The following is a 20,940-nucleotide window of genomic DNA, read 5'->3' on the forward strand; positions in this document are numbered from 1 at the left end:
AATATTTTTTAATATGCCAAAATTTCTCCTTACCCTAATTTTTATCTGTATGACTTCATTGCTATGGAGTCAGGAATCCCAACAAGAAAAATTAGAACAACGTAAAGCTCAAATTCAACAAGAAATTCGAGACAATGAAAAGCTATTGCAGAGCGTAAAGAAAAAAGAAAAGTCTGCTTTTAATGTGGTTATTATTCAAAACACAAAGATACAACTGAAAGAGAAATTAATAAATACTACTGAAAAGCAAACTAAATTGTTGAGTAATGATATGTATATTAATCAAGTTCAGATTAATAAACTCAAAAAAGAGCTAGAGATTCTTAAAGAGGATTATGCTAAAATGATTGTAAAATCATATAAAAGTAGATCGGAGCAAAGTAGAGCTATGTTTTTATTGTCTTCTGAAAACTTTTTGCAAGCTTATAAAAGAGCGCAGTACATGAAGCAATATACTGGGTATAGAAAAATGCAAGGAGAAGAAATTAAATCAAAATCTACAAAACTAGTTGATTTTAATAATAAACTTAACATTCAAAAAACAGCCAAACAAAAGTTGATTGCTGAAAATGAAAGAGAAAGAATATCATTAGAAAAAGAGAAACAAGAGCAAGTAAAGTTGGTTAATGTTATCAAAAAAGATAAAAATAAGATCTCTAAAGAAATTAGTAAAAAGCAACAAGAATATAGACTTGTAGATAGACAAATTAATAAATTAATTAGAGAGGCTATTGCAGCTGCGAATAGAAAAGCCGCTTTAGAAAAAGCAAAAGCGAATCCGAGTAAACCAGTTTCTACAGCAGCAGTTTCATCATCTGTTATAGAACTAACTCCAGAAGCAAAAATAATAGCAGACAATTTTAGAGCCAATAGAGGTAGATTACCTTATCCTGTGGAAAAGGGATACATATCTTTAGGCTACGGAAATCAAACCCATCCACTTTTTAATACAATTACAGTTCACAATAGTGGTGTTGAGATCACAACGGATAAAGGAGCGAATGCTAGAGCCGTTTTTGGTGGTGAGGTCACAAGTGTAATTGTGTTGTCTCCGGTAAATAAAGCGGTAATGATACAACATGGTGATTATTTTACGGTGTATCAAAACTTAAGTTCTGTGAGCGTAAGCAAAGGAGATAAGGTAAGCATTAAGCAAAGTATTGGAACAGTTAGAACCAATGGAGAGACTGGGAAAACCGTTCTTAAATTCTTGATTCTTCAAAATACGACTTATAATGACCCTGATAATTGGTTGTCTGGAAGATAAGCAATCCGACAACATACAAAAAAGCACTATCAAATTATTAAGAATTTGATAGTGCTTTTTTTATGGGTTTAATTTTAGTGATTACGTATTCCTGAAATTAGAGTTTTTTAAAATACCAAGAGTAATAAATCTTCAATCATCTTATTACATAAAATGTGATTGAAAGTTCTAAAATTCTTTGAGTAGAAATGGAGATTTTCATTGCTCAAACTTTTAAAAACATCAAATTCTAGGCGTATTAAAAAGCTAAAATTTTATTCGTTTTTTGAAGTGCGATTAATCAGTAATTACTCTTTATTAACATTATTAAATTCCTTGAATAACTCTAATAAATTCATTAATGATTTAACGAGATCATTAGATTCAAGTAATAGCGCAAAATACAATTTACTATTTTTAGGACTTGTTTCTGTTGTTCTAATCCTTTTGATCTGTTTTGTTATCAAATCTGAAACAGTGTCTAATAATGCTTGTTTGTCATTTAAAATTGTATCAATTTGATGAAAGTCTTCATTCTTAAAACTTTCTTCTAATAATTGTAGCAAATGCTGTAATTGGGTATCAATATTTTTAAGCCCTTTTATCTGATTGAATTTTAATTTTTTGTGATTGTTATTAACGTGCAAATAACTATTGGTGGTAATAAAATCGATGGATTGAACCATATCTTGCAAATATCCTAAAATTAAAATATAAAATTTACTTGCTTCAACGGAGTTATCATCTAGGTTTTTTATTAAATAAAACACATTACTTTTTAGCTCATCAATTTCTTTTTCTAACTTTTTTTGATCTTTCTTATTTTCTTTTAATTTTGCTAAATCTTGCATACTTAAATTATCAATTAAGTTTGAATATAAAGCACTGGTTTTGCGAAATACTTTTGAAATTTGTGCAGAACTCTCGGTAATCATTTCTTTTACAGTTCCGATATCTTCCTTACGCAAACTTTTGATTTCCTCTTCATTTTTAATCTTTTGTTTGTGTTTTCTAGAACTGTTGTACAACATAATTCCTAACATAAGTAACAAACCAACAAAAGCGAATATTTCACCTACTTTTAAAATATAAGCCATTATAAAGGCCAATACAAAGGCAATAATTGCTGTAAAAAACCAACCACCAATTACTTTGAAAACACCTGCAATTCTATATACAGCACTTTCTCTGTCCCAAGCTCTATCAGCAAAGGAAGTTCCCATTGCAACCATAAAGGTTACATAAGTAGTAGAAAGCGGTAATTTCATAGAAGTACCTATTGAAATTAATATACTGGCAACCATCAAGTTTACCGAAGCTCTAACCATATCAAAAGCGGGCTCGTCATCAGTTTTTTTGGTTGTTTTCTTTACACTTTCAAATCGTTTGTCAATTTTAATCTGTAATTTTTTAGGAAGAAAAACATTTATAGCTTGACCAATATACACTCCGAATCGTACAATAAATCGAGAAGCCGTGTTAGGTGTAAATTTCTCATCACCTTCACCTTGTCTGGATAAATTTACACCTGTTTCTATTACACTTTTCGCTTTTTTTGAAGTCCACAAAGTCACAACCATTACTACTCCAGCTAATAATAGGAAATAAAATGGAGCAACAATATCGTCATTAGCCAAAGCGCCCATCATAAAGGAATCGCCAGAAACGCCACTTCCCTGAAAAATTTGATAGGAATTAAAAGCCGCAATTGGCACTCCGATAAAGTTGACTAAGTCATTTCCTGCAAAGGCCAAAGCCAAAGCAAATGTTCCGATGAGAATAATAACACGTAAAATATTGACTTTGAAATAACTTATTAGTATTTGGGAAAGTATAAGAAATACAGCAAAATTTACGGCAAGAATTAAAAACTGATGTTTATCAATCCATTCAAATTGTTCAGAAGAGATGAATGAAACACCTTTAAGTCCTTTGATTAAAATAAAAAAGGTTATCGCTGTAATGGCTACTCCGCCAAAGATTGCGCCAAAATATTTTAGCTTTTTCTCATAATGAAAAGTAAAAATAAGACGTGAAATGTATTGTATAAAACTTCCCAAAGAGAAGGACAGAATTACGGAGAGTAAAATACTGTAAACAATTGTAGAGGCTTTTTTGGTATTGATGTACATTCCTAAATGATCTAATGTCTCGTCGGAAGTGTAAATTTTGTAAAGAGCCAAACAAACAGCTGCGCCTAATAATTCAAAAATAATTGAAACAGTGGTGGAAGTTGGTAATCCCAAAGAGTTAAAAACATCTAACAATAAAATATCGGATATCATAACGGCCAAGAAAATAATCATGACATCATTAAAACTAAACATACTAGGGACAAAAATACCGCTTCGAGCAATTTCCATCATTCCGCTAGAAAACATGGCGCCCACTAATACACCAAGACTAGCCACAATCATAGTGGTTTTAAAAGAAACTGCTTTAGAACCTACAGCGGAGTTTAAGAAGTTTACGGCATCATTACTGACTCCAACTACTAGATCTATAATAGCTAAAACGCCTAATACGATTAACATTATAACATATATCTGCTCCATAGTACTTTGCGTTTTTAATTTTTACAAAAGTCCTTTAAGAATTTTGTTTGCATGTTAACTTAATGTTATTAAAAAGTTATGCCAGCTATAAGTGTCTAAAGTACAAATTTGAAGTAAAAGGAGCATGAAAAATAGACATAAAATAAAAAAGCAGCCGAGATAGCTGCTTTTTTATTTTATGTTTTAGGACGAGTAATTTGACTGCTTTATTTGAAAGAAGATTCAATAGACTTCAACATTCCTTGTGGAGAGGAGGTTCCGGAGATAATAATTCTTCTTATGGTGTAAAGAGGATCTATAGAATCTCTTTTGGTAGATAAGATATAAGCCATTTTATGACCACTCTTTTTTAATTCTGGAATTGCTGCCGTATTCCATAGACCAAAAGGATAAGCAAAGTCAGTAACAGGTTTACCAATGATTGCCTCTAATTTTGCTTTTGGTTTTACAAATTGGGTATTCCAATCTTCATCAGCATATTTTGTTACCATGTGGTGATCCCAAGTGTGTGATGCAATAACATGTCCTTCATCCGATAAAGTTTTTATTTCTTCTTTAGTCATATAACCGGGACGGTTTATAGCTACTGTCATTACAAAAAAGACTCCTTTAAAACCATATTTTTTCATTTCTACCGCACCAATATTATATTGATCCACTCTTGTATCGTCAAAAGTAATCATGATTGGTTTTTCTGGTAGCTTTCCATCAAATACTAAATAGTCGTATAATTGTTCTGGTAAAATAGTATGATAACCAGCCTCAGACAAAGTTTTCATTTGTTCAGCAAATGCGGCAGGTTTTACCGTGTTGGTCTTCATCACATCGCTAGCAGTACTTTTAAACTCCCTTATATTGTGATAACATAATATGGGCACTTCTTTTTTAGAGAGAATCGTTGCGGCGTCTCCTATGACTTTTTTATCAATAGTTTTTTTTACCGAAAGAGTGTCACTTGTTGCTTCTGACTTGACCTCAGGTGTTTCTTTTTTGCAACTTATAAATAAAAAAATGCCTAAAAAAATAGAAATAATAATTTTTTTCATAATCTAAAAACTAAATTATTGGTACTGAATATAAACTGGTTTTGGAGTAAATTTTACTAATTCTTCTGGAGTGTACATTTCCCAATCGTTCTTGTTGTCATTTTTATAGAATAATTTAAAACCAGTGAATTGAACAGGTTCTTTATAAATATAACGCAAATAAGTTGACCTTTTTAATACTTTACTGCCAAAACCATCCATGTGCATCACGATTTGAACTTCAGGAACTGTTTTGATATCCTTATAGTTTTTAATCATTCCTTGTGTAAAACGGTGTACCACTAGCACTTTTGGAGGTAAGTTGTTTTTGCGAACTAAGTCTACTAAAATGTCAATAGCATCATTGATATCTTGAGCTGTGAAATTTCCAATTTTAGAACCCGGACGTTCTCCATTTTTCATAGAAAATTCTGGGTCAATACCAAGATGTACATTAGGCATTGAAAGATATTGAGCCAGTTGCTGCACTTCCTCTTTTACAGTACTATGTCCTACTTGAATGTCTAAAAAAACAAGTGCATTAATTGGTTTTGCCCAACTAATAATGGTATCGATTTGTTTAAAAGGCATTCTCATGCGGTGTTTATTGTCCTTACCTGGAGCACCTTGAGCGGTAACTGCAATATAGTGTAAAGCAGGAATTGCTTTTATAGTTGGGTCTGCAGCTTGCCATCTAGCGACTTCCCCTTTTAATTTTTCTAACATTTCTTGACGAGGAAATTCTCCTAAAACTCCCATTCGGGTTGAATATAAATTCCCATAATATGCAATGATTCTATTGTAAGGCAAAATAGCACCTGGTAAAGGATAAGGAGCTTTTACTGGCCATTTACCGGTTGTGTCATTAACACTTAAGGCAGCATTTCTTTTATCAAAATCAATTGTGTCAATAGTCAGCGCTTTTATTTTCTGTATAGAATCTGCTTTTATCGTTTCGGTTTTATCTAAACTCTCTTTAGGATCTGCTGCTTTACTGCGGTCGCAAGCCATCATACTTAATAGTACTACAGGAAGAGTGATACATGCAATAATTGATTTTTTCATAGGTAGTACTGTTGAGTATTAAGTAAAAGTAAAAAGTAAGTTTTTATTATTAAATAGCGTACAAAGATATGATTTTAAAAGAATGCCTAATGGTATAAATTTGTTTCTGAATGTCGTATTTTTTATATAATTTACGGTTTTTGATACAATTACATTTCATTACAATAACCCTTGGAATTTTTGATAAAAAAAAGAGACCATCCATAAGGGTGGTCTCTCAAAAAACTTCTCTTAGGATAAAGAGAAGTAAAAAAAAACAAAAACAAACTTCGGTTTAGACTTTGATGTCTTATACTATCTATTCTACGTATTTATCATCTGTTAAGGTCTCCATAAAAGCAACTAACGCTTTTATCTCTTTGTCATTAAGATTTAATTTGTCAGGAGCTAAACTTTGATTTTCAACTTTTAAACCAACACCAATTCCTCCACCTTTATTATAAAAATCAATTACTTGTTCTAAACTCGAAAATACGCCATTGTGCATATACGGTGCAGTTATAGCAACATTTCTTAAAGTAGGCGTTTTGAATGCATTTTTTAATTGTTCCATTTGATGTTGTTTATATCTTCCTAAATCGGGACTTATTTTCAAATTGTTTTGATTTTCAGGTGTGCCAATAACTTCATGCTCCGTTTTATTGAATTTTGGCGGAACTGTTCCGTTGAAAAGCGGAATGAAATGACAAGTGGCACATTTTGCCTTGCCTGCGAATAAATTAAAACCTAGTTTTTCTTGGTTGGTATAATCATTAGATTCTCCTCGCATATACTTATCAAATTTACTATCAAATGCATTTAAGGAACGTACATAACTGGCCAAAGCATTTTGAACTTGCCATTCTTGTATTTGTTTTGATTTTGGAAATGCCTGTTGGAATAATTTGAAATAGGCTTTGTCCTTATTTAAAAATCCAATAATATTGGACACATTTCCGTGCATTTCCTCTTTATTTTGAATAACATCTGAACTTTGTTTTTCTAAATCCAATTGTCGCATGTCCCAAAATTGTGCATTTTGTAAAGAAGCATAAGTCAGAGTAGGTGTGTTGCGAGCAAGTTTCCCGCCTTGCAACGAAACATTGGTTTTTAAATTATCTGTGAAAGCTAATTTAGGGTTATGACAAGAGGTACAACTTCTAGTATTGTCTTTTGAGAACCTATTTTCTGAAAACAACTTTTTACCTAATGCCACTTTCTCAGCGGTATATTGATATTCTTTTGAAGGAATAAAAGCATTTACATCAAACGCATTTTTATCAAAAATAGTTGTTGCCTCAGGATTGACTACACTATTCTGATCTATATTTTTTATTGCGTTTGTTTTTTGAAAAGCAATCAAATTTTTATAGATTGGATTTAAGAAATTGGTAATAAAGTAAATTCTATCAAAAGCGAAGAAATCATTATTTGTTTGGCAATACTTAGATGCTTCACTACAGCTATTTACTATTTCTTTTACTAGTTTAGTAGATTCGTCTCCATGATAATCCATTTTGCTAATCAAATTGCTAATAGAATTCAAACCTATATTGGCTTCCGGAATTGATAATTGTGCAAGCGGAGAATCAAATCCTGTAATTCCAAGTGCGAGAATGCGATTTACTTGCATTTTTATAGCGTCCAAAACAAAATCATCAGAAATGGTTATCACACTAATACTTTGTTTAACCTGATTCAAATTTGCTTTGATCATTTTTATCTCTCGAACTAAAGTAGTTTTGTTTTTAGAATCATATTCTGGATAGAGAATTTCTTCAATTACTTGAAAACCATTTGGCGGTAAAAACTTATTTTCGGCAACTTCTAGTTCATCTAATGCAGGACCATTTATAAAACGTGCTGGATCAGGAGTAAAATATTCTACCGCCCATTCTATTTTTTTATAAGCTAGGCGTGTATGTGCAAAAGCCTGTTTTAATTTATTTAGATCCGTTTCTTTTTCAGCCAGTTTCTGAAAATAGTTCGTTTTTAACTCTAGATTTTCAATATCAGCTAATAACTCTTTTTGAACTTTCAAAGGAGTGTATTCTTTTTTGCAGCTTTGTAACATCATTACCAGACTGCAACACAGAATAAGACTAATTTTTAGAATACAATTTTGATTGAATTTCATTTCGAGGTAATTATATATACCAAAACAACCTAGTAAAGGTTGTCTTGGTATAATTCATAATCAAATATTATCGTTGTACATTTCTTATTATAACAGTTTGTCCACCTTCTTTGTTGGTATTAACACCGCTTCCGTCAGGGTTTAGGAAAGCCTCTTTTTGCCAAGTATGTGGATGAATGTTTAGGATAAATGTATTAGGTACTCCAATTACATCAGATATATCTTCCATTGCACCATATTCCCAACTTCCTAATTTAGTAGTATTGGTTTGATTGTAAGTGGCATTCCAAACTGCATCATCTCTTTTGTGATTCATAGTCATCCAAGGCTTATTTGCCTTGGTTGCGATATTGTATTGCCAGATGTACGAATCGTGTTTTGCATCTGCATAGTAAGAATCGCCATCTTCTTGGATGTAAACATAGTTTTCTGTTACACAAATGTTATCTGGATTTATAATTCCAGTTCCAGGAGTAGAGTCGCCTTCAACTACTAATTCTAATTTTCCTATTAATGGGTTAGTATCGTTCAGTACTAACCTATAAACTCTTCCCCACATGGTATATCCTTCTACTGGAGCATTATTACTTGCTTGTCCTGTAGCTGTAAAGTAAATTTCTCTATTATTTTTAGCAGATCCTTTTCTATAATCGATATCTTCAACTCTCGAAAAGCGGATGGCTCCTAAGTTGTTTACTGTTTTATTTATAGCAGCTCCCGTTAAGTTTTTTGCATTTGGAATTTCTACAAATGATACTTCAAAGGAACTTCCTACTTTCATTGTAGTTTCTACTTGAACCCCATCATTTCTTTTTAAGGCATATAATTTACCGTTATTAAGATCACCAACAACATCACTTACATACATGATAACTTGTCCTGCGCTTGTGTGTCCTGTAGCATATCCTTGATCTTCTCCTATCAAAATTACTGTTTTACCAGAGTAAGCAGCTTTTGTAAGCGGAACAGCGTTTTCCATGCTTGCTTTTCCTAAAGCAGGTAATACGCGGTCGGTTCTACTTTTCTGGCTACTTAAACTAAATGGATCAATCCCGTGCACCATACTTTCTTCTCCACTTTCTCCAGCTGTTAAAAACATTGGTCCAAACCCGTGAATGGCTGGAGTGGCTAATGTTGCTGAGCACAATCGGGTCATCCCTCCAATTCCGTCAACGATGTACTCTCCTTTTACAGGCTTTAATGTTTTATCAAAATAGACTCTTGAAACTGATTTTAAAATCTCATGATTGGTGATCATCATATATCCTTCTCCATTTGGATCTTTCATGAATCCAGCTCCGTCCGGTTGCGCGCCATAGACAAATGAAGGTGATTGCGATAAAACATCAGTACTACTGATCAGCGAATTAATTTTTAAGTTTTCAAAACCTTCTTTTGGTACTACTAGAGCAGGCATTGAAGACGTATTAAAATCTATTAATGAATTCGGTTTCTCTTCATTTGAGTCATTTTGACAACTTACAACTGATAAGCTGACTGCAGATAAAATTCCGAGTTGTTTCAGGTAATTAAATTTCATGATTCTTTATTTAAATTATTTTTGACAAATAAACACTGAACAAATTGTAATGAGGTTAAAGTAGTTTAGGTAAATAATGACCATTTTGTTAAGAGTAAGTAATGGCAATGTTAGTACGTTAATTTTAAGTAAAGAAAAGACAGTGAATAATAGAACTTGATAGATAATGAGTTCTAAGGGAAATATTTTATTTGTCATTTAGCAAAAAAAAAAGACCATCTGTTTGAGATAGTCTTTTTTTATAATGATTTGAAAGCTTTTTGAATTTTCAAAAATTTCACATAAATTATATGTCTTGGTTTGATTTAGACTTTTACTTGGCTCCAATTTTCACCAGTTTTAATTCTTCTAATTTGCATTTCACTTACACCAAACTGTTTGGCAATCATTTTTATTCTAGTAGTTTGATTGGGTTTTGCCAAAAGTTTTTTTATTCTCATTACTTTTGTAACAGTCAATTTTTTACCATCCGACTGTAAATTATGTTCTATCAGATTGATTTGTGCTTGTTTTACAAAAGGGCTTTTTCTTCTGTGCTCTTCCATTTCCTCTTTGGTTGCCCATTTTAGATTTCTATAGTCGTCGTTATCGCGTTTTCTGTCTAAATGTAAAACGTAAGTTTGATCTTCGGATGTTTTAGGAATGAAATATTCTGCTACAAGTTTATAAATAAATTTGTGTTTGTTTTTAATTTTTTCTTCGCCGTAAATTTTATACCTAAACATTCTATAGCCGTCGGTAATACTTCCTTTTAATTCTCTTCCTATTTTTATATTGTCAACAAAACTAATTAATCGTCCTTTGTTTGACACTGCATAACGTAATTTGAGTTTATCCTCGATTTCTATTTCTTTGAACTCTTCGTTTGGGTAAACGATTATCTTTTTCATTTCTTCAAGTTTCATAATAAGTCTATTATAAATTTAAATTTTTCTTTGTTATTCAGGAGTCCCGTCAAAAGCCGGATAATTTAAGTACAATTATAAAATTAAACGCTAGATCTGCTATTTAATATATTATCTGCTGTATTTATTATACTATGTAACAATAGTATTTCTAAATCATAAGTTTTTAAAACGCAAAACGAGTTTAATTTGTGATGTAAATAAAATGTACACTTTAGCAACTGATTCAAATCTAATAAAAAAAGCTTGACATTTATAATGAATCATACTAAAAGCTACTGAATTGGGTGTTTCAAGCTAGTTTTGAACGATATTACTCGCATTAGAAAATAAGGGTATTCACTTTATTCCAAAAAAAAAGACTTTACATTGCTGTAAAGTCTTTTTGTAAAAGCTCCCTCTCTTGGGCTCGAACCAAGGACCCTCTGATTAACAGTCAGATGCTCTAACCAACTGAGCTAAGAAGGAAACTGAGCAGTAAAAATCAACTTGCGTTACATCTTTAAAGCGGTGCAAAGATAGGCTATCATTTGGTTTGTGCAAATAAAAAACCAACTTTTTTTTATTTTTTTTATCTGCCGACGATTGCTTTATAAATATCGTTTCCGTTTGCGAATAGTAATAGAGTTATAAGTAAAACAAAACCAACTAATTGCGCATTCTCTAAGAATTTGTCACTCGGTTTTTTACCGCTAACAATTTCGTATAATAAAAACATAACATGACCACCATCTAGGGCTGGAATAGGTAATAAGTTCATTACACCAAGCATTATTGATAATAAAGCGGTGATATTCCAGAACGTTTCCCAGCTCCAAGTATTAGGAAAAATATCAAATATGGCTTTAAAACCACCTACTTGTTTGTATGCACCGGTACTTGGACTAAAAATCATTTTTAATTGTTTTCCGTAACCTACTAATTGATCTTTCCCTTTTGTAATTCCAACAGGAATTGCCTCTAAAAGACCAAATTCTTGTTTGCTAACTTTATAGTAACCTAGTTTTTCAAGATTACTCATACTTAATCCTCCAACACCAATTCCTAATTTACCATCATTAGATACAATAACAGGAACTTCAACTTCTTTTTGATCTCTTAATACAGTCGCTGGAATTGTTTTGTTTTTATTGCTCTCCAGTATTGCTTTTGCTTGATCATAATATTTTGCTTGTTGTCCGTTTAAGGTTAATACAACATCTTTTGGTTGTAAAGCGGTGTTTTTTGAATCTTCAGAAATGGCCGCTACCACAAATGGCATTCTGATGCTCATCAACGGACCTTTTTCATGTTTTGACAATTGATCTACAAAATCACTTGGTATTTTTATAGTTTGTTCTACTCCATTTCTTTCTATTAAGACTTGTTTTGCCATAATAACTTTCATGGTGATGTCATTGTCAAATTTTGGTATTTTCACGCCATCAGCTGCCAAGATTTTATCGCCAGTTTTAAAACCAATATTCATCATAGCTTTATTTTCAATCAACAAGCCATCTTTCATATCCGAAGTAGCGATATAAGTATCGCCATAAGCAAATGCCATTCCGATATAAATGATGAATGCTAAAATAAAGTTTACCGTAACTCCACCTAACATAATTATCAAACGTTGCCAAGCTGGTTTAGAGCGAAATTCCCAAGGTTGAGGTGGCAATGCCATTTGCTCCTTGTCCATACTTTCGTCTATCATTCCAGATATTTTTACATAACCACCAAGAGGCAACCAACCGATTCCGTATTCGGTTTCGCCAATTTTCTTTTTTAGAAGGGAATATTTAACATCAAAAAACAAGTAAAATTTTTCGACTCTGGTTTTGAATAATTTTGCAGGAATGAAGTGTCCTAATTCGTGAAGTATAATCAGTAATGATAAGCTCAATAAAAATTGAGAAAGCTTTATAAATATGTCCATTTTTTAATTTTAGTTCTTTTTTAACTCACAAAAGTAAGGTTTTCTATTTGTTTAATTTACAATAATTATTCCATAACGTTTTAAAACTTTGTTAATTATTATAAAATGAATATAGTGTTTCAGGGTAGTCGTGTAACTTTACTTTTCTAAACAAATTTTTCGTCTTAACTTCATTTTAAAAACATCATGATGTCCTCAAAATTATTTTCTCCTCTTTCGATAAAAAGTATCACACTCAAAAATAGAATCGCCATTTCTCCGATGTGCCAATATTCAGCAACTGATGGTTTTGCCAATGATTGGCATTTGGTTCATTTAGGCAGTCGTGCCAGTGGTGGTGCAGGCTTAATCATTCAAGAAGCCACTTCTGTTTCTCCAGAAGGTAGAATTTCACCTGAAGATTTAGGGCTTTGGAAAAACGAACAAATTGAAAAACTAAAACAAATCACCCAATTTATTATAAGTCAGAATTCAGTTCCCGGAATTCAATTGGCACATGCCGGACGAAAAGCAAGTGCTGCTTCCCCATGGAACGGTGGTAGAAAAGTAGCTAATGATAATGGTGGTTGGGAAACCGTTGGGCCAAGTGCTATTGCTTACCATGACAATGAAACAGCACCTATAGCATTGGATAAAAATGGAATTCAAAAAGTGATTTCAGATTTTAAATCAGCGACTAAAAGAGCTCTTGAAGCAGGTTATCAAGTACTCGAAATTCATGGAGCTCACGGTTATTTGTTACATCAGTTTATGTCGCCTTTATCTAATCTTCGCACCGATGAATATGGTGGAAGTTTTGAAAATAGAATAAGATTAACCCTTGAAGTAGTTGCGGCAGTACAATCAGAATGGCCGGAAAACTTGCCTTTGTTCATTAGAATATCAGCAACAGATTGGGCCGAAGGCGGATGGAATCTTGAAGAATCAATTCAGCTTTCTAAAATACTAAAAGAAAAAGGTGTCGATTTAATTGACGTTTCTTCAGGAGGAGCAGTTTCACACCAACAAATTAAATTGTGTGCAGGTTACCAAGTTCCTTTTGCGGAAAGTATAAAAAAGGAATCTGGAATATTAACTGGAGCAGTAGGTTTAATTACCGATGCAACTCAAGCAGAGGAAATCGTGGCTTCTGGAAAAGCAGATTTAGTTTTGTTTGCTAGAGAATCGCTTAGAAATCCTAATTTAGGATTAACATTCGCTGATGATTTAGAGGCTGATGTGCAATGGCCAAAACAATACGAAAGAGCTAAAATATAACTTGGCTACATAAACACGAATTTCACGAATTTACACTAATTAATTTAGTCCAAGCTTTTGAAATTCGTGTTTTACTTTTTTCAAATAAATATTCTACTATTTTATTATGCAAAAAATAAAAACAGCCTTACTTTCTTACGGAATGTCTGGAAAAGTATTTCATGCTCCTTTTCTAAGTTTCCATGCTGGTTTTGAACTTATTGGTTCTTGGGAAAGAAGTAAAAAATTAATAAATCACGATTTTCCTGAAGTAAAAAGCTATGCTACAATAGAAGAACTTCTGCAAGATGATGTTGATTTAGTTGTCGTGAACACGCCCGTTGAAACGCATTACGATTATGCTAAAAAAGTTTTACTCGCAGGCAAACACGCGATTGTCGAAAAAGCATTTACTACAACCGTTGCTCAAGCTCAGGAATTATCGGCTTTAGCCAAAGAAAAAGGACTAAAATTAGCCGTTTTTCAAAATAGAAGATGGGATAGCGATTTTAAAACCGTACAGAAAATTATTTCTGATGAGGTTCTTGGCGAAATTGTAGAAGCTGAATTTCATTTTGACAGATACAATCCGTCGCTGAGTCCGAAACGGCATAAAGAAACTGTTAATTCTGGATCGGGAATCTTGAAGGATTTGGGTCCTCATATTATAGATCAAGCTTTGTGCTTGTTTGGTTTACCAAATTCCGTTTTTGCTGATATTCGTATTACTCGGGAACATTCCTTAGTAGATGATTATATTGATATTGTACTGTATTATGCTACTTTTCGGGTCCGTTTAAAAGCAGGATTTTTTGTTCGAGAAGCAAATCCAGCGTATGTTATTCACGGAAAAAAGGGTTCATTCTTAAAACATCGGGGCGATATTCAAGAAGACGAATTAAAATTAGGAAAAAAACCAAATCTAACTACTTGGGGAATTGAACCACTTGAAAAAGAAGGGTTATTACACACGGAGATCAATGGTGAAATTGTAAAAAAAAGTATCTCTACACTTCAAGGAAATTATTATACTTTTTTTGATGGTGTTTATAATTCGATCATAAATAATAGTTTAGAGCCAGTAACTGCAAAAGATGGCGTTCATGTAATGCAAATTATCGAAGCTTCAATTGAAAGTAGTTCTCAGAAAAAAGTGGTTGATTTATAGTGTTTTACACGAAATAAATTTTTGTCTATGACTATTATCCTGCAAGATTTTAAAAACCTTGTAGGTGTATTTAATCAAATATTATTTCTCCAGTTTTAAAAATCTTTAGTTATGCATTAATCAAGATCAAGCCTTTAATTTTATAAACAATAACGTTGTAAATTTTTTAGGCTCGTTAGTTTTGATTGAATTGCCAATTGCTTGTGGTATTTTTGCCAATTAAAATTTAAAAAAAAATCAGTTTGATAGATTTAAACTTCTTAGGAAAGTCAAAAACAAAAGCAAAGTTCAAAAAGCAATATAGAGACATTAAGATTTCGTACTTAAACCGAATTCGTTGGGCAGTTTCTATGTTTTATTTTGGAATGGGTTTGTGCTTTGCTACTTGGGCGAGTAGAATTCCAGATATCAAAACAACTTTGCAACTCAGTGAAGGAGATTTAGGCACCATTTTATTTGCGCTTCCATTTGGACAATTAATAATTATGCCATTTTCTGGAAAATTAGTGAGTCGTTTTGGGAGTCATCGCATGTTAGTGTTTTCATTGTTATTTTACGTTTTTAGCTTAACAAATATAGGTTTGGCAAACAACGCTTGGCAATTATCAGCGGCATTATTCGTATTTGGGATTTTCGGGAATCTCTCTAATATTGCTGTAAACACTCAAGGCGTTTATACCGAAGTACTTTTCAAAAAAACTATTATGTCCTCTTTTCACGGTATGTGGAGCTTTGCAGGATTCATGGGTGCCTTAGTAGGATTAGTAATGCTAGCCTTCGATTTAACTCCATACATTCACTTTCTCATTGTGGGTGGAGTAGTATTTTTAATGATGGCTTTCAATTTTAAATTTTTAATAAAGGCTAAAGAAACCATCAAAGTCAAAAAGAAAAAAATGTTTTCAAAACCAGATTCTGCTTTAATTTGGTTGGGAATAATTGGGTTTTGTAGCATGGCCAGCGAAGGAGTTATGTTTGACTGGAGTGGAGTTTATTTCAAAGATGTCGTTAAGGCGCCGGGACCATTAGTAATTTTAGGGTACATTTCATTTATGATTATGATGGCTGGAGGACGATTCCTTGGAGACAGCTTAATTCGTAAATTTGGAAGAAAAAATGTGCTAAAAATCAGTGGAATAATGATTTCGACTGGACTTTTTATAGCGGTGTTTTTTCCGTTTATCATTCCTGCAACTCTTGCCTTTATGTTAGTCGGACTCGGAGTTTCCACGATTGTGCCGACGGTTTATAGCCTTGCTGGAAAAAATCCAAATGTTTCTCCAAGTATTGCTTTAACTACCGTTTCGAGCGTTAGTTTCCTAGGTTTTTTACTAGGACCACCTATTATTGGCTACATAGCTGAATTATCTAACCTGCGATTTTCATTCGCATTCATCGGTGTTTTTGGAGTTCTAATCGCATTTATGGTTTCTAAAATCGAAGCAATAGAATAATTTTATTGAACGAACATGATTCTATTTTAGAAAATCCACATTGTCTCGCTCCAAAACTATTGTGGGATTGTATTTCTTTTTGTTTTAAAATCAAATGTAAAAACATCATATTAGATATTTGTAAAAAATAATTTTATTGTAAATCAATAAGTTATAGTTTTTATTATTATATTTAACCTTATTATTCTTTCAATTGAATCTATTAAGTGCTGAATTTAAATACCACATTTTTCAGCAATAGTATATAGAAGGCTTTTGCCACTTTTCCAAATCACATTTTTAATTATTTAGTGTTGTTTTCTTTCAAAAAAAAATACCACTAAACTTTTAGTTCAACCTGTAATTCTATTTTATGGGTTGAACTTTTTGTTGCAAATATTGTAATCTTTTTTATTGGCATTTTTCTAAACGTACTCATTAATACCATTTTGATACTATGAATAAATTTTACTTTACGATTGTCTTTATAATGCAATTTTGGTTTTCAAGTGCACAAAATAGCAATAGTTTTTTTGGAAAAATTATCGAAGCTAAAACTCAAAAACCATTGAGTTTCGTAGTAGTTAGTATTCAAAATACGAATTTGATGCAACTTACTAAGACGGATGGCCAATTTAGTTTTGATGACGTTCCTTCGGGTCACTTATTGATCCTTGTTCGCAGTCAAGGATTCAAAGATGGTTTGTATCCAATAGAAATGAACCAAGGAGATAACTTAGATTTAGGAATTATAGCATTAGAAGAAGATCAGACCTTAGAACAACAAAGCAGTATAATTACACTTTTAGAAAGTGATTTCAGTGATGAAAATAGTAGTTCTGAGAGCACATCGGGACTTTTGCAATCCTCAAGAGATGCTTTTTTGCAAGCAGCCGCTTTCAATTGGGGACAAGCTCGTTTTAGAGTTCGGGGATTAGATAGTGAATATTCTACATTGATGATCAATGGCGTTTCCATGAATAAAATGTATGATGGCAGACCACAATGGGGAGAATGGGGCGGATTAAATGACGCCTTGCGTAATCAAGAATTTACATTAGGAACGGCTCCTTCTGATTATGCTTTTGGAGGAATTTTAGGAACACAACAAATAAATACTCGCGCTTCAATATACAGACCTGGCTCCCGAATCACTTTTTCAGGAACTAATACCAATTACAGTTGGCGTACTATGGCCACTTATGCTTCTGGAATGTATGCTAATGGTTGGGCTTTTGTTATTTCGGCAGGAAAACGTTGGGCACAAGAAGGCTATTTTGAAGGGACGAATTATGATGCTAATTCCTTTTTTATAAGCATTGAAAAGAAATTGGGGCAGAATCATTCTATGAATTTAACTGCAATCTACACGCCCAACACAAGAGCTAAAAACTCTCCTAATACTGCAGAAGTGACAGCGTTAACTAATGTGAAATACAATTCCTATTGGGGTTATCAAGACGATAAAAAAAGAAATGCTCGTGTGAAAACAATTGAAATGCCCACAATTATGCTCAATCACTATTTTAAAATCAATGATAAAACGAACTTAAATTCTAGTGCAACCTACCAGTTTGGAAAAATAGGAAATAGTAACATTGATTATCAAAATGCGGATAGTCCAGATCCATCTTATTACAGAAAAATGCCTAGTTATTTTAGTTCTTTATATGCAAAAGATAACGGAGAATTTTCTGGTGCTTTTATACCAGATTATGAAAATGCCGAGAAAAGTAAATCATTATTTTTAGCTCATTCACAAATAGATTGGAATGCAATATATAAAGCCAATCAAAATCCTATTCTAGATTCTAATGGCATTATATTAGGGTATGAACCAAAAAAAAGTAAATATGTTTTATACGAAGATCGAGTAGAAGACCAAACCCTTGCACTAAACACTAATTTGAGTTCGCAACTCTCTGACAATATATTTCTGAATGCCGGAGCTTCATTCAAAAAATTAAAATCGCATTATTCTCAGCATTTATTAGACTTACTGGGTGGATTATATTTTGATGACATAGATCCTTTTTATAAAGGCACACAATCTCAATCGGATCTTAATAATCCGGACAGGCAAGTAGTAGTTGGTGATACTTACGGATACAATTTTAATTATTTGGCTACTGTAATCGAAGCTTTTACTCAATTTAAATTTACTTATAACAAAGTCGATTTTTATCTAGCCCAACAATTTTCTGTTAGAGATTATCAAAGAGAAGGTTTATATAAAAACGGAATTTATGAAACTAATTCTTTTGGGAAAAGTGAAAAAGTAACCTATGAAGATTTTGGTTTTAAAGGCGGATTGAACTTTAAAATTTCTGGCAAACAATTGCTTGCTTTCAATACGGCACATATGACCAAAGCACCTTCATTACGAAATACTTTTGCAAATTCTCGTTTGAATAATTCACTAGTCAATGACTTAGAAAGTGAGAATATAAATAGTGCTGATATAAGTTATGTATATCGATCACCAAAATTAAAAGGGAGATTAACAACCTACTATTCTTTAATAAAAAATAGTACTCAAATTTCCTTTTTTTATGCCGAAGGAATTTTTGATAATGGTGCGGGATATTTAAACACGGATGCTTTTGTAAGCCAAACATTAACTCAATTAAGCAAGAAAAATATTGGTGCCGAATTGAGTTTAGAATACCAATTAAGCGCTACTTTCAAGACTACTTTTTCTGCCGGTTTTGGAGAGTATACTTATGCGAGTAATCCCAATGTTACTTTGATTAATGACGCCAAAGCCTCTTTAGAAAATACAAATCCGCTTTTTGATTTTGGAACAGCTTCCCTTAGAAATTACAAACAAGCCGGAATGCCACAGCGAGCTTATTCATTTGGTTTAGAATATAGAGATCCAAAATATTGGTGGCTGAGTGCAAACATAAATTATCTCACTAATACGTATATTGATATAGCAGCGATTTCTAGAACTAAAATATTCTACAAAAATCCAGCTTCTGGTTTCAACTTTCCAGAAGCAACAGAGGAGAGAGCAAAAGAGTTATTGAAACAAGAAAAATTTGATCCATTAATGCTTTTGAACCTAGTTGGTGGAAAATCTTGGCGCGTATACGGAAAGAATTTAGGGGTTTTTGCTAGTATTAATAATGTGCTTGATGTTACTTATAAATCAGGCGGTTATGAGCAATCTCGAAATGCTAATTTTAGAGGAATGAACCAAGATTTTTCTAGTGGCACTCCTTCATTTGGTAATAAATACTTCTATGGATACGGTAGAACCTATTTTGTGAATCTATACATTAATTTATAAATAAAAAAAGATGAAAGCTACATTTCAAAAAACCTATTTTTTTTTACTGCTACTTCTTATACTTTACAGTTGTGCGAGTGATACTCTTGACGCTCCAAAAATCACTTGTACCCAACCAGATTTACGCACCAATATGCAGGTAAGTCAAGTACGCACCAATGCTAATGCAATCGTAGCCCAATACAAATATGATGATGTCATTGAGGCGTACGTAGTTTCGAGTGATGAAGCGGGAAATTTTTTCAAAACTATTTCTTTTCAAACTTTGGCTACCGCCACAAATCCTGCTATTGGTTTTAGCGTTCCGGTAGATGCTACGAATCTTTATGTAGACTATAGACCAGGAAATAAAGTATTTGTAAAGCTAAAAAATCAATTCACTGATATTTCATTTGGTGCTTTGCGAATTGGTGGGATCACGGTAAGTTCCTATAATGATGGTGGAGTTGGACGAATTTCGCAGAATGATTACAAGGCAGTTTTGAATGCTTCTTGTACCAATCTTAAAGAAGACGAATTAGTCAATAAGGTTACGATGAAAGATTTGCTAAATGATGCTTATCTAAATACATTAGTAGAAGTTTTGGATGTTCAGTTTGCTTCATCTGCGGTAGGACGCCATTACTTTGAAGAAGGGAAAAATGTAGGTGGTGCGACCAATTGGGATTTACAAGATAAATCGGGTAACCAAGTCTATTTTAGAACAAGTAGTTTTGCAAATTTCGCTACAAAATTAGTTCCTGAAGGAAGAGGGAAAGTGAGAGGAGTTTTAACAAAATATGGTAATGACTATCAATTGTTAGCACGTTCCGAAAAAGACATTGTAATGACTGCTCCTAGAACAGTATCGTTTTTCTCTGAAGATTTTGAAACTGTTGTAGACAAGTCCAATTTAAGTCTTCCAGGTTGGGCAAATATTGTTCAAAATGGTAAAACTGTTTGGAAAGGTGGCGTTTACGCAGGAAATGGTTGCGCTGAGTTTACTATTTCTGGCACTAAAGTAATTTCTAATGTTGCTTGGCTCATTTCTCCAAAAATTGACATGGATCTATACAATAATGAAACCTTAACTTTTAGAACAGCACAACATCATTTAGATGTCGATTCCCCTTTAAATACAATAGAAGTTTATATTTCTAACAATTTTGATGGTTTAAATGTGGCAAAAGCAACATGGATTCCATTAGTAGTTAATTTACCAAAACAAGCAACACCGTGGTATCAATTTGTAGGAAGTGGTGCGGTAGACATATCTTCGTATAAAGGCAAAATCAATATTGCATTTAAGTACATTGGTTCAGGAAAAGACTTGGCTTTAGATGGTTCTTTTAGACTTGACGATATTCATATTTATGGTCAGAAGTAATTTTAAGATGAATTAAATTTACATCTCTCGGAAAATTTTTTATCTTATTGGAACAGTGTGTAGTTTTACTATATT

Annotated in this window: 13 protein-coding genes and 1 tRNA gene; 6 read left to right on the forward strand and 8 right to left on the reverse strand. The window is 32.7% G+C overall.

What is annotated here, in order from left to right:
* The first annotated feature begins 13 nt into the window (after nucleotides 1–13).
* The gene (locus tag MW871_RS01450; protein WP_427854613.1) at nucleotides 14–1,267 is read left to right on the forward strand and encodes a murein hydrolase activator EnvC family protein; all 1,254 of its coding nucleotides are present in this window, start codon (nucleotides 14–16) and stop codon (nucleotides 1,265–1,267) included.
* Between the two features lie 287 nt (nucleotides 1,268–1,554).
* On the opposite strand, the gene MW871_RS01455 is transcribed toward MW871_RS01450, so the two are convergent.
* The 8 genes from MW871_RS01455 to rseP all read right to left on the reverse strand — a co-directional run bounded on the left by MW871_RS01455 (nucleotide 1,555) and on the right by rseP (nucleotide 12,367).
* Nucleotides 1,555–3,801 (reverse strand): inorganic phosphate transporter, encoded by a 2,247-nt coding sequence (locus tag MW871_RS01455; RefSeq protein ID WP_210645277.1) that lies wholly within the window; start codon nucleotides 3,799–3,801, stop codon nucleotides 1,555–1,557.
* 206 nt (nucleotides 3,802–4,007) lie between these two features.
* Complete coding sequence (locus MW871_RS01460) at nucleotides 4,008–4,847, reverse strand: polysaccharide deacetylase family protein (protein ID WP_248427314.1); 840 nt, start codon at nucleotides 4,845–4,847, stop codon at nucleotides 4,008–4,010.
* Nucleotides 4,848–4,862: 15 nt separating this feature from the next.
* On the reverse strand, nucleotides 4,863–5,891 hold the full coding sequence (locus MW871_RS01465; RefSeq protein WP_248427315.1) for a hypothetical protein: 1,029 nt from the start codon (nucleotides 5,889–5,891) through the stop codon (nucleotides 4,863–4,865).
* A gap of 298 nt (nucleotides 5,892–6,189) precedes the next feature.
* Entirely contained in the window at nucleotides 6,190–8,007 is a 1,818-nt protein-coding gene (locus MW871_RS01470) for a cytochrome c peroxidase (RefSeq protein ID WP_248427316.1), read from the reverse strand.
* 67 nt (nucleotides 8,008–8,074) lie between these two features.
* A complete protein-coding gene (locus MW871_RS01475; RefSeq protein WP_248427317.1) occupies nucleotides 8,075–9,547 on the reverse strand; it encodes a PhoX family protein in 1,473 nt (490 codons plus the stop codon).
* Nucleotides 9,548–9,852: 305 nt separating this feature from the next.
* Nucleotides 9,853–10,437 carry an NUMOD4 domain-containing protein gene (locus tag MW871_RS01480; RefSeq protein ID WP_188049335.1) on the reverse strand — a complete coding sequence of 195 codons (585 nt, stop codon included), beginning with the start codon at nucleotides 10,435–10,437 and terminating at the stop codon, nucleotides 9,853–9,855.
* 409 nt (nucleotides 10,438–10,846) lie between these two features.
* Nucleotides 10,847–10,920: transfer RNA gene (locus MW871_RS01485), tRNA-Asn, on the reverse strand.
* 103 nt (nucleotides 10,921–11,023) lie between these two features.
* Nucleotides 11,024–12,367 carry an RIP metalloprotease RseP gene (gene rseP / locus MW871_RS01490; protein ID WP_210645287.1) on the reverse strand — a complete coding sequence of 448 codons (1,344 nt, stop codon included), beginning with the start codon at nucleotides 12,365–12,367 and terminating at the stop codon, nucleotides 11,024–11,026.
* A gap of 189 nt (nucleotides 12,368–12,556) precedes the next feature.
* Between rseP and MW871_RS01495 the strand changes: the two genes are divergently transcribed.
* From MW871_RS01495 to MW871_RS01515, 5 genes are all read left to right on the forward strand, one after another.
* Complete coding sequence (locus MW871_RS01495; RefSeq protein WP_248427318.1) at nucleotides 12,557–13,624, forward strand: NADH:flavin oxidoreductase/NADH oxidase; 1,068 nt, start codon at nucleotides 12,557–12,559, stop codon at nucleotides 13,622–13,624.
* Between the two features lie 106 nt (nucleotides 13,625–13,730).
* On the forward strand, nucleotides 13,731–14,771 hold the full coding sequence (locus MW871_RS01500; protein WP_248427319.1) for a Gfo/Idh/MocA family oxidoreductase: 1,041 nt from the start codon (nucleotides 13,731–13,733) through the stop codon (nucleotides 14,769–14,771).
* A gap of 242 nt (nucleotides 14,772–15,013) precedes the next feature.
* Nucleotides 15,014–16,225: an MFS transporter gene (locus MW871_RS01505; protein WP_188049355.1), complete on the forward strand. Its 1,212-nt coding sequence runs from the start codon at nucleotides 15,014–15,016 to the stop codon at nucleotides 16,223–16,225.
* Nucleotides 16,226–16,661: 436 nt separating this feature from the next.
* Nucleotides 16,662–19,499: a carboxypeptidase-like regulatory domain-containing protein gene (locus MW871_RS01510; RefSeq protein ID WP_248427320.1), complete on the forward strand. Its 2,838-nt coding sequence runs from the start codon at nucleotides 16,662–16,664 to the stop codon at nucleotides 19,497–19,499.
* Nucleotides 19,500–19,509: 10 nt separating this feature from the next.
* A complete protein-coding gene (locus tag MW871_RS01515) occupies nucleotides 19,510–20,865 on the forward strand; it encodes a DUF5689 domain-containing protein (RefSeq protein WP_248427321.1) in 1,356 nt (451 codons plus the stop codon).
* Nucleotides 20,866–20,940 lie beyond the last annotated feature (75 nt).

Source organism: Flavobacterium pygoscelis (assembly GCF_023162025.1).
Lineage (GTDB): Bacteria > Bacteroidota > Bacteroidia > Flavobacteriales > Flavobacteriaceae > Flavobacterium > Flavobacterium pygoscelis.